Consider the following 12486-nt stretch of genomic DNA (forward strand, 5'->3'; position numbering starts at 1 on the left):
GGTGTGCGGGTCCCAGGTTCACTTGACGGCGCGGAGCGCGTCGACGATGCCGTGACCATAGAAGCCGTTGACCTGCCGGCCGCCCTCGCATGTCGCGTCCTGCGTGCCGTCACCGTCCTGGTCGTACGACGCGGGGCAGCCCGGGTTGTTCGCCTGCGCCTTGAGCAGCGCCTGCAGGGCCGCCGGGGGCAGCCACGGGTGCTTGGACTTCAGCAGCGCCGCGACGCCGGCCGCGTGCGGCGAGGCCATCGAGGTGCCCTGCAGCCACGCGTACTGGCCGTTCGGCATCGTGGACAGGATGCGGCCGTTCTTCGACGGGGTGTCCGGCAGCTGGTAGCGGCTGTCGCCGCCCGGCGCGGCCACGTCGACGACGCGGTTGCCGTACGAGGAGTAGTACGACTTACGGTTCTCGGAGCCCGTCGCGCTGATCGTGACGACGCCCGGGAGCTGCGTCGGCAGGTCGAAGCACTCGCTCGGGTCGATGGTGCGCGGCACCGGGGTGGTGTCGTTGGGGCTGGACGCGTCGTCGATCGCGTCCGAGGCCAGGTCGTGGTTGGAGTTGCCCGCCGAGGCGAAGTGCAGGGTGCCCTTGCGCTGGGCGTACAGCTGGGCGCGGTTGACCGCGTCGACGATGGCCCGCTGGTCGGGGTCGTCCATGCAGTTGTACATCCACGGGTCGACGTAGTAGCTGTTGTTCGTGATCTCCACGCCGTGGTCGGCGGCGAACACGAACGCGCAGACGACGGCCTCCGCGTAGAACAGCCCGTTGGCGGGGTCGGTGACGTTGATCGCCGAGACCTTCACGCCGGGCGCGACACCGGCCACGCCGACGCCGTTGCGGGCGGCGGCGATCTCACCGGCGACGTGCGTGCCGTGGTAGTCGTCCGCGGTGTACGGCCGCCAGGCGCCCGGGGAGGTGTCCGGGGCGCCGCCGAAGCAGTTGGCGGACTGGGCCGCCGAGAAGTTCGGGGCGAGGTCCGGGTGGGTGTCGTCGACGCCGGTGTCGATGACGGCGACCGTGACGTTCCTGCTGCCCGGGTTGATCTTCGCCGCCTTGTCGGCGCCGATGACGCGCAGGTCCCACTGGTCGGCCTCGAGCGGCTCGCTGTCCGGCGTCTTCGCCGAGGCGGCCGTCAGCTTCGCGGCGTCGGCGGCCGTCAGGTACTCGGCGGAGCCGGCGTCCGTCGTCCCGGCCGGGGACAGCGGGGCGGTGCGGGTGGCGCCGGCCGACTGCACGCCGGGCACCGTACGGAGGGTCTTCGCGAAGTCGGCGTTCGCGGAACGCACGACGATGACGCCGATCTTCTCGTACGCGATGACGACCTCGCCGTCCGCCGCCGCGACCGCCTTCTTCACCCTGGCGACCGTGCGGTGGTCCGCCTTGGTGTTGACGACGTACGACAGGACGGGCGCGTCCGCCGCCTGCTCCGCCGTGGCCGTGGCCGGGGCGGCCGAGGCCGCCGCGGGCAGGAAGCCGAGCGAGGCGGTCAGCGACAGCACGACCGGAACGGCGAGGGCCAGCCGGCGTCTGGAACGCAGATGAGCCATGGGGTCTCCACATCATCCGGAAACGAAACCGGCCCGAGACAGGGGTGGCTGCCCGGGCAGGTACATGACGGGTGGGGCAGGGTGAAGCTATCCCGCCCGTCCGCTGGCCAGCAATGATTTGGGTGCAACGTCTTCGGAAAACGTCCACGGAAAAGAACCGAACCGAGTTGAACCGGTCCTCGCGTGGCGCCGTGCCCTTGGGCAGGAAGCGCGAGGACACTCGCCTTCGTCGACGCAAGAACCGACCCGCAACGCGAGGAGACTCCGTGGCCGCCGAAGCACCGCCCCCCTCGACAGAGAAAGCCGCACTCCCCTCACCGGAGGAGTTCACCGAGGTTCAGGAGAGCGCTGAGTTCGGTGAACTACGCCGCTCCTACCGTTCGTTCGCCTTCCCGCTGACCATCGGCTTCATCGTCTGGTACCTGCTGTACGTGCTGCTGTCCAACTACGCGGGCGGCTTCATGGGCGCCAAGCTCGTCGGCCACATCAACGTGGCCTTCGTCTTCGGCGTGCTGCAGTTCGTCAGCACCTTCCTCATCGCCTGGTGGTACTCCAAGCACGCCGCCGCCAAGCTCGACCCCAAGGCCGAGGCCATCAAGACCCGTATGGAGGGCGGCGCATGAGCCCCGCGATCACCCACGTCACCCTCGCCGCGAACGAGGCCAGCGAGCACCGGCCGCTGATCATCACCCTGTTCGCCCTGTTCGTGCTCGCCACCCTCGGCATCACCGTGTGGGCCGGCCGGCAGACCAAGGACGCCGCCGACTTCTACGCGGGCGGGCGGCAGTTCAGCGCCTTCCAGAACGGACTCGCCGTCTCCGGCGACTACATGTCCGCCGCGTCCTTCCTCGGCATCGCCGGCGCGATCGCCCTCTTCGGTTACGACGGCTTCCTCTACTCCATCGGCTTCCTGGTCGCCTGGCTCGTCGCCCTGCTGCTCGTCGCCGAGCCGCTGCGCAACTCCGGCCGCTACACGATGGGCGACGTCCTCGCCTACCGCATGCGCCAGCGCCCGGTCCGCACCGCGGCCGGCACCTCCACGATCGTCGTGTCGATCTTCTACCTCCTGGCCCAGATGGCGGGCGCGGGCGTGCTCGTCTCCCTGCTGCTCGGCATCACCTCCGACGCCGGCAAGATCCTCATCGTCGCCCTCGTCGGCGTCCTGATGATCGTGTACGTCTCCATCGGCGGCATGAAGGGCACCACCTGGGTGCAGATGGTCAAGGCCGTGCTGCTCATCGGCGGCACGATCCTCATCACCTTCCTGGTGCTGCTGAAGTTCAACTTCAACATCTCCGACCTGCTGGGCAAGGCCGCCGAGAACAGCGGCAAGGGCGACGCCTTCCTGGAGCCCGGCCTCCAGTACGGCGCCGACAACATCACCAAGCTGGACTTCATCTCGCTCGGCATCGCCCTGGTGCTCGGCACCGCCGGCCTGCCGCACATCCTGATCCGCTTCTACACGGTGCCGAACGCCAAGGCCGCCCGTAAGTCCGTGAACTGGGCCATCGGCATCATCGGCGGCTTCTACCTGATGACCATCGCGCTGGGCTTCGGCGCGGCGGCGCTCATCTCGCAGGACGAGATCATCGCGTCCAACCCGTCGGGCAACACGGCCGCGCCGCTGCTCGCCCTGCACATCGGCGGCGTCGACTCGGCCTGGGGCGCGATCCTGCTCGCCACCATCTCGGCGGTCGCGTTCGCCACCATCCTCGCCGTGGTCGCCGGACTCACCCTGGCCTCGTCGTCGTCCTTCGCGCACGACATCTACGCCAACGTCATCCGCAAGGGGAAGGCCACCGACAAGGAGGAGATGAGGGCGGCCCGCTGGGCGACCGTCCTCATCGGCATCGTCTCCATCGCGCTCGGCGCCCTCGCCCGCGACCTGAACGTCGCCGGCCTCGTCGCCCTGGCCTTCGCTGTCGCCGCCTCGGCCAACCTGCCGACCATCCTGTACAGCCTGTTCTGGAAGCGGTTCACCACCCAGGGCGCGCTGTGGTCGATCTACGGCGGTCTGATCGTCGCCGTCGGCCTGGTGCTGTTCTCGCCGGTCGTCTCCGGCGACCCGAAGGCGATGTTCCCGGACGTCGACTTCGCCTGGTTCCCGCTGAAGAACCCGGGCATCATCTCCATCCCGTTCGGCTTCCTGATGGGCTGGCTGGGCACCGTCCTGTCCAAGGAGGAGCCCGACGCCAAGAAGTACGCGGAGCTGGAGGTCCGGTCGCTGACCGGCACCGGCGCCCACTGACGCCCGCCCCGTTCGACGGCCGCGCCGCGGGGACCCTCGTAGGTCCCTACGACGCGGCCGTCGGCATCTCGTCACATCCCGTCGCTGGGTGTTGTCGGCGGCGTCACGTACGCTCGCAGGTACCGGACATCAGTGATCGGCGTACAGGGAGGGCCCCACGTGCTCATCGACACCTACGGCCGGGTGGCGACCGATCTGCGGGTCTCGCTGACCGACCGGTGCAACCTGCGCTGCACGTACTGCATGCCCGAGGAGGGCCTGCAGTGGCTCGCCAAGCCCGATCTGCTGACCGACGACGAGATCGTCCGGCTCATCGACGTCGCGGTCACCTCCCTCGGCATCGAGGAGGTGCGCTTCACCGGCGGCGAGCCCCTGCTCCGCCCCGGCCTGGTCGGCATCGTGGAGCGCGTCGCCGCCCTGGAGCCCCGCCCGCAGATGTCCCTCACCACCAACGGCATCGGGCTGCGCCGCACGGCGGCCGCCCTGAAGGCGGCCGGCCTGGACCGGGTCAACGTCTCCCTGGACACGCTCCGCCCCGACGTCTTCAAGACCCTCACCCGCCGCGACCGCCACCAGGACGTCCTGGACGGCCTGTACGCGGCCCGCGAGGCCGGTCTGACGCCCGTGAAGGTCAACTCGGTCCTCATGCCGGGGCTCAACGACGACGAGGCCCCCGACCTGCTCGCCTGGGCCGTGGAGCACGACTACGAACTCCGGTTCATCGAGCAGATGCCGCTCGACGCCCAGCACGGCTGGAAGCGCGACGGCATGATCACCGCGGGCGACATCCTCGCCTCCCTGCGCACCCGCTTCGAACTGACCCCCGAGGGGCAGGAGAAGCGCGGCTCCGCCCCCGCCGAGCGCTGGCTGGTCGACGGCGGCCCGCACCGCGTGGGCGTCATCGCCTCCGTCACCCGGCCGTTCTGCTCCGCCTGCGACCGCACCCGCCTCACCGCCGACGGCCAGGTCCGCACGTGTCTCTTCGCCACCGAGGAGACCGACCTGCGGGCGGCGCTGCGCTCCGGCGCGGACGACGAGGAGATCGCCCGCATCTGGAAGCTCGCCATGTGGGGCAAGAAGGCGGGCGCGGGCCTCGACGACCCGTCCTTCGTGCAGCCGGACCGCCCGATGTCCGCCATCGGCGGCTGAGTGGGCCGGGACGTCGCTCAGGCCCCTTCCGGGGCCTCCCACTCCTCGAAGCGCACCACGTCCTTCAGGAAGCCGCGCACCCCGAGGAACTGCGCCAGGTGTTCCCGGTGCTCCTCGCAGGCCAGCCAGGTCTTGCGCCGCTCCGGCGTGTGGATCTTCGGGTTGTTCCAGGCCAGCACCCACTCGGCGGGGGCACGGCAGCCCTTCGCGGAGCAGACGGGCGTCTCGGGGTCAGGGTTGATCACCGTCCGACCCTAACCCGTGCGCCGGGGGAGGAACCGCCCCGGGAAAAGGCGACGCCGAGCAGCCACGGGGGGAGCTGCCCGGCGTCGGTCTGTCGCTCCGACGGGGGATGCGGAGCGCGTACGAAGTATGTCATGGGTCACCCCGCCCCCGGCACCGAAAGAACATGATTGATCTGAGGTTTCTTTGAGCTTGACCGGGAAGTTACTTCCGCTCCCGGCGTCCGGCGCTCACACCTCGCTGCTCAGGAGCGTCCCGGTTCCTCGGATCGTGCGCCCGGCGCCGTCCGTGACGACACTTCTTCCGCATCGGGTTCCGTCGCACCGTCATTCGTCCGGGGCGGTGCGATCATCTGCTTCATCGGGGCCGTCACGAAGGTCGACGGCAGGGACGGCGTGTTCTCCCGCCCCGCGTTGGCGATCACCACGGCGATGTAGGGCAGGACCGCCCCGAGCACCAGCGCCACGATCGCGACGTGCCGCTCCACGTTCCACAGGGTGGCCGCCAGGATGACCGAGATCGTGCGAACGGTCATCGAGATCACGTACCGGCGCTGCCGCCCCCGCACGTCCTCCTGCAGGCCCGCCCGGGCGCCCGTGATCCGGAACACCTGAGCGCCGCCGCCACGCTGCTTCCGCATCACATTCCACCATCCGCCCGCATCGGACCCTTCCGGACAAGACCAACGGTACGCCGCGCCCCGGCCGGTCACGAGAGCGGGTCACCCCGCCCGCACCGGCCCGGCTGCGCCGTCCCGCGTACGGCATGTCCGACATGCGGCGTACCGCGACTGGGTCGACACTTGCCGTAATGCTCGCGTCAAGTCGTACGAGGAGGCAGCCATGGGCTGGTTGTGGGCGATCATCGTGGGATTCGTGCTCGGCCTGCTGGCCAAGGCGGTGATCCCCGGCAAGCAGCACATCCCGCTGTGGCTCGCCACCATCTGCGGCATGATCGGCGCGGTCGTCGGCAACGCCATCGCCCGGGGCTTCGGCATCGAGGAGACCCGCGGCATCGACTGGGGACGGCACATCTTCCAGCTCGGCGCGGCCATCGTCGTCGTGCTGCTCGCGGAGATGATCTACAACTCCATGCAGCGCAGGAAGCACGAGCGTCAGCGGGCCTGACAGAGCCGCCGGACACGGCGGAGGGGCGGGCCCCGCACGGGACCCGCCCCTCACGCACACCACCGGGTCAGCCGGCCGCGACCTCCACGGCCGCCAGGTTCTTCTTGCCGCGGCGCAGCACCAGCCAGCGCCCGTGCAGCAGGTCCTCCCGGGCGGGAACGGCGTCCTCGGCGGTCACCTTGACGTTGTTCACGTAGGCGCCGCCCTCCTTCACCGTGCGCCGCGCGGCGGACTTGCTGGGCACCAGGCCGACCTCGGCGAAGAGGTCCACCACCGGGCCCAGCTCGGCCACCTTCACGTGCGGCACCTCGGAGAGCGCCGCGGCGAGCGTGCGCTCGTCCAGCTCATCCAGCTCGCCCTGGCCGAACAGGGCCTTCGAGGCGGCGATCACGGCGGCCGTCTGGTCGGCGCCGTGCACCAGCGTCGTCAGCTCCTCCGCCAGCGCGCGCTGCGCGGCACGCGCCTGCGGACGCTCCGCCGTCTGCCGCTCCAGCTCCTGCAGCTCCTCACGGGACTTGAAGGACAGGATCCGCAGGTAGCCCGAGATGTCCCGGTCGTCCACGTTCAGCCAGAACTGGTAGAACGCGTACGGCGTGGTCATCTCCGGGTCCAGCCAGACGGCGCCGCCCTCGGTCTTGCCGAACTTGGTGCCGTCCGCCTTGGTCATCAGCGGCGTCGCGAAGGCGTGGACCGTGGCGTCCGGCTCCAGGCGGTGGATCAGGTCGAGCCCGGCCGTGAGGTTGCCCCACTGGTCGCTGCCGCCCTGCTGCAGGGTGCAGCCGTAGCGGCGGTACAGCTGGAGGAAGTCCATCGCCTGCAGCAGCTGGTAGCTGAACTCCGTGTAGCTGATGCCCTCGGAGGACTCCAGCCGCCGGGCGACGGAGTCCTTCGTCAGCATCTTGTTGACGCGGAAGTGCTTGCCGATGTCCCGCAGGAACTCGATCGCGGACAGGTTCGCCGTCCAGTCGAGGTTGTTGACCATCACGGCCGCGTTCTCGCCCTCGAAGGACAGGAACGGCTCGATCTGGCTGCGCAGCCGCTCCACCCAGCCCGCGACGGTCTCCGGCGAGTTCAGCGTGCGCTCGGCCGTCGGCCGCGGGTCGCCGATCTGCCCGGTCGCGCCGCCGACCAGCGCCAGCGGCCGGTGGCCGGCCTGCTGGAGCCGGCGCACGGTGAGCACCTGCACCAGATGCCCCACGTGCAGCGACGGCGCGGTCGGGTCGAAGCCGCAATAGAACGTGACGGGACCGTCCGCGAGCGCCTTGCGCAAAGCGTCCTCGTCAGTGGACTGGGCGAACAGCCCGCGCCACTTCAGCTCGTCGACGATGTCCGTCACGGTTCTCGTGTCTCCTCGGTGATCTGCGGCCGTACGGGTGACGGCCTGCTGCGAACGCCTACGAGGTTATACGCCCCGGCTGACCGAGCTCATATTGAAATCGGGGATGCGCAGCGCGGGCATCGCGGCCCGGGTGAACCAGTCGCTCCACTCCCGGGGCAGCGTCTTCTCCGTACGGCCCGCCTCCGCCGCCCGGCCCAGCAGGTCCACCGGCGACTCGTTGAACCGGAAGTTGTTCACCTCACCGGTGACCTCGCCATTCTCCACCAGGTATACGCCGTCCCTGGTCAGCCCGGTGAGCAGCAGCGTCGCCGGATCCACCTCGCGGATGTACCACAGGCAGGTCAGCAGCAGCCCCCGCTCGGTGGCCGCGACCATCTCCTCCAGCGAGCGGTCCTCGCCGCCGTCCAGGATCAGGTTGTCCACGGCAGGCGCGGTCGGCAGGCCGGTCAGGCCCGCGCTGTGCCGGCTGGTGGTCAGCCGGTGCAGTTCACCCTCGCGCACCCAGTCCGTCGCCGACAGCGGCAGCCCGTTGTCGAACACCGACTGGTCGCCACCGGAGGAGTGCGCGATCACGAACGGCGCCGACTCGAGCCCCGGCTCGTTCGGGTCGCTGCGCAGCGTCAGCGGCAGCTCGGTCAGCCGCTCGCCGACGCGGGTGCCGCCGCCCGGCTTGGAGAACACCGTGCGGCCCTCCGCCGCGTCCCGCCCGGACGCCGACCAGAACTGGTAGATCAGCAGGTCCGCCACCGCCGTCGGCGGCAGCAGCGTCTCGTACCGGCCCGCCGGCAGCTCGAGACGCCGCTCCGCCCAGCCGAGCCGTACGGCCAGCTCGGCGTCCAGCGCGGCCGGGTCGACGTCCTTGAAGTCGCGGGTGGAGCGGCCCGCCCACGCCGACCGGGTGCGGTCCGGGGACTTGGCGTTGATCTCCAGGGTGCCGTTCGGCTGGTCGTGCCGCAGCCGCAGCCCCGTCGACGTGCCCAGGTAGGTGGAGACCATCTCGTGGTTGGCGAAGCCGTACAGCTCCCGGCCGCCCGCCCGCGCCCGCGCGAACGACTCGCCCAGCGCCGGCGCGAAGTCGGCGAACACCGCGGAGGTCGTCTCCGCGGGCGCCTCGGTGAACTCGGGCGACGGCTCCACACCCGTCACCAGCGGCTGCGCGTCCTCGGCCGGACCGGCGCCGCGGGCGGCGGCCTCGGCGGCCCGCACCAGCGGCTCCAGCTCGTCCACGGTCACGGCGGACCGTGACACCACCCCGGAGGCCGTTCCCTGGGCGCCGTCCACCGTGGCGATCACGGTGAGGGTGCGCCCGCGGGTCACCCCGTTCGTGGTGAGCGCGTTGCCCGCCCAGCGGAGGTTGGCGGACGAGTGCTCGTCGGCGATCACGACACAGCCGTCGGACCGGGACAGCTCCAGGGCACGCTCGACGATCTCGTGCGGCTTGGTGGTGCGCGCGCTCATCGCCCGGCCTCCTGCGTGGTGTTGAGGATGTTGACTCCCTTGAACAGGGCGGACGGGCAGCCGTGCGAGACCGCCGCGACCTGGCCCGGCTGGGCCTTGCCGCAGTTGAAGGCGCCGCCCAGGACGTACGTCTGCGGACCGCCGACGGCGGCCATGGAGCCCCAGAAGTCGGTGGTCGTGGCCTGGTAGGCGACGTCCTTCAGCTGGCCGGCCAGCCGGCCGTTCTCGATGCGGTAGAAGCGCTGCCCGGTGAACTGGAAGTTGTAGCGCTGCATGTCGATGGACCACGACCGGTCGCCGACCACGTAGATGCCGCGGTCGACCGACCCGATCAGGTCCTCCGTCGACATCCCGGCCGGGTCGGGACGCAGCGACACGTTGGCCATGCGCTGCACCGGCACATGGCCGGGGGAGTCGGCGAACGCGCACCCGTTGGACCGCTCGAAGCCGGTGAGCTTCGCGATCCGCCGGTCCAGCTGGTAGCCGACCAGCGTGCCGTCCCTCACCAGGTCCCAGGACTGCGCCTCGACGCCCTCGTCGTCGTAGCCGACGGTCGCCAGGCCGTGCTCGGCGGTGCGGTCGCCGGTGACGTTCATCAGCTCGGAGCCGTACTTGAGCTTGCCGAGCTGGTCGAAGGTGGCGAACGAGGTGCCCGCGTAGGCGGCCTCGTAGCCGAGGGCGCGGTCCAGCTCGGTGGCGTGCCCGATCGACTCGTGGATGGTGAGCCACAGGTTGGACGGGTCCACCACCAGGTCGTACAGCCCTGGCTCCACGCTCGGCGCGCGCATCTTCTCGGCGAGCAGCTCGGGGATCCGCGCCAGCTCGTCGTCCCAGTCCCAGCCGGTGCCCGTCAGGTACTCCCAGCCGCGTCCGGCCGGCGGCGCGAGGGTGCGCATGGAGTCGAACTCGCCGCTGGACTCGTCGACGGACACCGCCGTCAGCACCGGGTGCAGCCGCACGCGCTGCTGTGTGGTCACGGTGCCGGCGGTGTCCGCGTAGAACTTGTTCTCGTGCACGGTGAGCAGCGAGGCGTCCACGTGGTCGACGCCGTTCGCGGCGAGCAGCCGCCGGCTCCACTCGGCCAGCAGCCCGGCCTTCTCCTCGTCGGGCACGGTGAAGGGGTCGATCTCGTAGGACGACACCCAGGTCTTGTCGGCGTGCACCGGCTCGTCGGCCAGCTCCACGCGCTCGTCGCTCCCGGCCGCCCTGATCACCTGCGCGGACAGCTTCGCCATGGCCACCGCCTGGGAGGCGACCTTCGCGGCGGCGTCGAGGGTGAGGTCCACCCCGGACGCGAAGCCCCAGGTGCCGCCGTGCACCACCCGCACCGCGTACCCGAGGTCGGTGGTGTCCGACGAACCGGCGGGCTTGGCGTCCCTCAGCCGCCAGGAGGCGCTGCGCACCCGCTCCAGACGGAAGTCCGCGTGCTCCGCCCCGAGCGCCCGCGCCCGGGCGAGCGCGGCGTCGGCGAGGGCGCGTAGCGGCAGGGCTGTGAAGGCTTCGTCAATGCTATGAGACACCTACGTCTCTTCCTGTCGGGTTCGAATCGGTCGGTTGTCGCTGCGTCGAGTCGGCGCTGCGGCGCATCATGTCGCGCCGGGCCGGACCGGGACCACACCTTTGCGGCGCGCCCCGCCGTGTTCGTGTCACCGGGCGGGTGACCGCCGTCGCCCGGCCGGGTCCTTTCTGTAGGGACCCGACAGAGCCGCTCCCATGCCACTGTCGGTGCCCCGATGTCCCGGGGCGCACCGGGACCGATAGGTTTTCGGTGCAGCCGCCTGTCGTCACGGTGTCCGGGCGGATGGAACAGACCGCTATCGAAGGGGTGATCCGTTGAGCCGCTCGGTTCTCGTCACCGGAGGCAACCGGGGCATCGGCCTCGCCATCGCCCGCGCGTTCGCCGACGCCGGCGACAAGGTCGCCATCACGTACCGCTCGGGTGAGCCCCCGGCCGGCTTCCTCGCCGTCCGGTGCGACATCACCGACGCCGAGCAGGTGGAGCAGGCCTACAAGGAGATCGAGGAGGCGCACGGCCCCGTCGAGGTGCTCGTGGCCAACGCCGGGATCACCCGGGACCAGCTCCTGATGCGCATGACCGAGGAGGACTTCACGTCCGTCCTCGAGACCAACCTCACCGGCACCTTCCGCGTCGTCAAGCGCGCCAACCGCGGCATGCTGCGTGCCCGTAAGGGCCGCGTCGTGCTGATCTCCTCGGTCGTCGGGCTGCTGGGCTCCGCGGGGCAGGCCAACTACGCCGCCTCCAAGGCCGGCCTGGTGGGCTTCGCCCGGTCCCTCGCCCGTGAGCTGGGCTCGCGCAACATCACCTTCAACGTCGTCGCGCCCGGTTTCGTCGACACCGACATGACCCGGGAGCTCACCGAGGAGCAGCAGGCGAAGATCCTCGCCCAGGTGCCGCTCGCCCGGTACGCGAAGACCGAGGAGATCGCCGCCGCGGTGCGCTTCCTCGCCTCGGACGACGCCTCGTACATCACTGGAGCCGTCATTCCCGTTGACGGCGGTTTGGGAATGGGTCACTGACACACATGAGCGGAATTCTCGAGGGCAAGCGCGTCCTGATCACCGGTGTGCTGACGGAGGCGTCGATCGCCTTCCACACCGCGAAGCTGGCCCAGGAGCAGGGCGCCGAGATCATCCTGACCGCGTTCCCGCGGCCCACCCTGACCGAGCGCATCGCCAAGAAGCTGCCCAAGCCCGCCAAGGTCATCGAGCTCGACGTCACCAACGACGAGCACCTGGGCCGCCTGGCCGACGTCGTCGGCGAGGAGCTCGGCGGCCTGGACGGCGTCGTGCACTCCATCGGCTTCGCGCCGCAGGACGCCCTCGGCGGCAACTTCCTCAACACGCCGTTCGAGTCGGTCGCCACGGCCATGCACGTCTCGGCGTTCTCCCTGAAGTCGCTCACGATGGCCTGCCTGCCGCTGATGCAGAACGGCGGCTCCGTCGTCGGCCTCACCTTCGACGCGCAGTACGCCTGGCCGCAGTACGACTGGATGGGCCCGGCGAAGGCCGCTCTGGAAGCCACCAACCGCTACATGGCGCGCGACCTGGGCAAGCAGGACATCCGCTGCAACCTCATCTCGGCCGGTCCGCTCGGCTCGATGGCCGCCAAGTCCATCCCCGGCTTCGCCGAGCTGGCCTCCGTGTGGGACACCCGCGCCCCGCTGGAGTGGGACCTGAAGGACCCGGAGCCCGCCGGCCGCGGCGTCGTCGCCCTGCTGAGCGACTGGTTCCCGAAGACCACGGGCGAGATCGTCCACGTGGACGGCGGTCTGCACGCCATCGGCGCCTGACGGCGAGTACAGCCTGAGGGCCCGCGTCCCCCGAGGGGGCGCGGGCCCTCACGTGTGTCCGGA

At 70.6% G+C, this 12486-nt stretch carries 12 protein-coding genes; 6 read left to right on the forward strand and 6 right to left on the reverse strand.

Annotated elements, in window-relative coordinates; all coding sequences use genetic code 11:
- Window positions 1–18 precede the first annotated feature (18 nt).
- Window positions 19–1548: a S8 family peptidase gene (locus ACQY0Z_RS16375; protein ID WP_189899675.1), complete on the reverse strand. Its 1530-nt coding sequence runs from the start codon at window positions 1546–1548 to the stop codon at window positions 19–21.
- 266 nt (window positions 1549–1814) lie between these two features.
- Here ACQY0Z_RS16375 and ACQY0Z_RS16380 point away from each other — a divergent pair, with 266 nt between their 5' ends.
- From ACQY0Z_RS16380 to moaA, 3 genes are all read left to right on the forward strand, one after another.
- Window positions 1815–2171, forward strand: a complete 357-nt coding sequence (locus tag ACQY0Z_RS16380) for a DUF485 domain-containing protein (protein WP_189899676.1) — start codon at window positions 1815–1817, stop codon at window positions 2169–2171.
- Window positions 2168–3796, forward strand: coding sequence for a solute symporter family protein (locus ACQY0Z_RS16385; protein WP_347225519.1), 1629 nt, complete (start codon window positions 2168–2170; stop codon window positions 3794–3796). The genes ACQY0Z_RS16380 and ACQY0Z_RS16385 overlap by 4 nt, the downstream gene beginning before the upstream one ends.
- 159 nt (window positions 3797–3955) lie before the next feature.
- Window positions 3956–4945, forward strand: a complete 990-nt coding sequence (gene moaA / locus ACQY0Z_RS16390; RefSeq protein ID WP_347225518.1) for a GTP 3',8-cyclase MoaA — start codon at window positions 3956–3958, stop codon at window positions 4943–4945.
- Window positions 4946–4962: 17 nt separating this feature from the next.
- Here the strand turns inward: moaA and ACQY0Z_RS16395 are convergent, their stop codons facing one another.
- Together ACQY0Z_RS16395 and ACQY0Z_RS16400 are read right to left on the reverse strand one after the other, a co-directional pair.
- Window positions 4963–5190, reverse strand: a complete 228-nt coding sequence (locus ACQY0Z_RS16395; RefSeq protein WP_189899680.1) for a hypothetical protein — start codon at window positions 5188–5190, stop codon at window positions 4963–4965.
- Between the two features lie 242 nt (window positions 5191–5432).
- Entirely contained in the window at window positions 5433–5828 is a 396-nt protein-coding gene (locus tag ACQY0Z_RS16400) for a DUF3099 domain-containing protein (RefSeq protein WP_189899682.1), read from the reverse strand.
- A 202-nt stretch (window positions 5829–6030) separates the two neighbouring features.
- Here ACQY0Z_RS16400 and ACQY0Z_RS16405 point away from each other — a divergent pair, with 202 nt between their 5' ends.
- A complete protein-coding gene (locus tag ACQY0Z_RS16405) occupies window positions 6031–6315 on the forward strand; it encodes a GlsB/YeaQ/YmgE family stress response membrane protein (protein ID WP_102640648.1) in 285 nt (94 codons plus the stop codon).
- A 67-nt stretch (window positions 6316–6382) separates the two neighbouring features.
- Here the strand turns inward: ACQY0Z_RS16405 and tyrS are convergent, their stop codons facing one another.
- From tyrS to ACQY0Z_RS16420, 3 genes are all read right to left on the reverse strand, one after another.
- Window positions 6383–7651 (reverse strand): tyrosine--tRNA ligase, encoded by a 1269-nt coding sequence (gene tyrS, locus ACQY0Z_RS16410; RefSeq protein WP_189899683.1) that lies wholly within the window; start codon window positions 7649–7651, stop codon window positions 6383–6385.
- A gap of 66 nt (window positions 7652–7717) precedes the next feature.
- Window positions 7718–9112 carry a metallopeptidase TldD-related protein gene (locus ACQY0Z_RS16415; protein WP_439812458.1) on the reverse strand — a complete coding sequence of 465 codons (1395 nt, stop codon included), beginning with the start codon at window positions 9110–9112 and terminating at the stop codon, window positions 7718–7720.
- The gene (locus tag ACQY0Z_RS16420; RefSeq protein ID WP_254587336.1) at window positions 9109–10632 is read right to left on the reverse strand and encodes a TldD/PmbA family protein; all 1524 of its coding nucleotides are present in this window, start codon (window positions 10630–10632) and stop codon (window positions 9109–9111) included. The genes ACQY0Z_RS16415 and ACQY0Z_RS16420 overlap by 4 nt, the downstream gene beginning before the upstream one ends.
- Before the next feature lie 313 nt (window positions 10633–10945).
- Here ACQY0Z_RS16420 and fabG point away from each other — a divergent pair, with 313 nt between their 5' ends.
- Both fabG and fabI read left to right on the forward strand, forming a co-directional pair.
- Window positions 10946–11650 carry a 3-oxoacyl-[acyl-carrier-protein] reductase gene (gene fabG / locus ACQY0Z_RS16425; protein ID WP_019522101.1) on the forward strand — a complete coding sequence of 235 codons (705 nt, stop codon included), beginning with the start codon at window positions 10946–10948 and terminating at the stop codon, window positions 11648–11650.
- A 5-nt stretch (window positions 11651–11655) separates the two neighbouring features.
- The gene (fabI, locus tag ACQY0Z_RS16430) at window positions 11656–12423 is read left to right on the forward strand and encodes an enoyl-ACP reductase FabI (protein WP_189899689.1); all 768 of its coding nucleotides are present in this window, start codon (window positions 11656–11658) and stop codon (window positions 12421–12423) included.
- Window positions 12424–12486 lie beyond the last annotated feature (63 nt).

Origin of the sequence: Streptomyces sp. P9-2 (assembly GCF_051903975.1) — a bacterium.
In the GTDB taxonomy this organism is placed as follows: domain Bacteria; phylum Actinomycetota; class Actinomycetes; order Streptomycetales; family Streptomycetaceae; genus Streptomyces; species Streptomyces cellulosae.

Excerpts from the sequence above, each read along its gene's own strand:
- ACQY0Z_RS16375 (WP_189899675.1), bottom strand. The coding sequence starts at position 1,548 with ATGGCTCATCTGCGTTCCAGACGCCGGCTGGCCCTCGCCGTTCCGGTC.
- ACQY0Z_RS16385 (WP_347225519.1), top strand. The coding sequence starts at position 2,168 with ATGAGCCCCGCGATCACCCACGTCACCCTCGCCGCGAACGAGGCCAGC.
- ACQY0Z_RS16400 (WP_189899682.1), bottom strand. The coding sequence starts at position 5,828 with ATGCGGAAGCAGCGTGGCGGCGGCGCTCAGGTGTTCCGGATCACGGGC.
- ACQY0Z_RS16405 (WP_102640648.1), top strand. The coding sequence starts at position 6,031 with ATGGGCTGGTTGTGGGCGATCATCGTGGGATTCGTGCTCGGCCTGCTG.
- ACQY0Z_RS16415 (WP_439812458.1), bottom strand. The coding sequence starts at position 9,112 with ATGAGCGCGCGCACCACCAAGCCGCACGAGATCGTCGAGCGTGCCCTG.
- fabI (WP_189899689.1), top strand. The coding sequence starts at position 11,656 with ATGAGCGGAATTCTCGAGGGCAAGCGCGTCCTGATCACCGGTGTGCTG.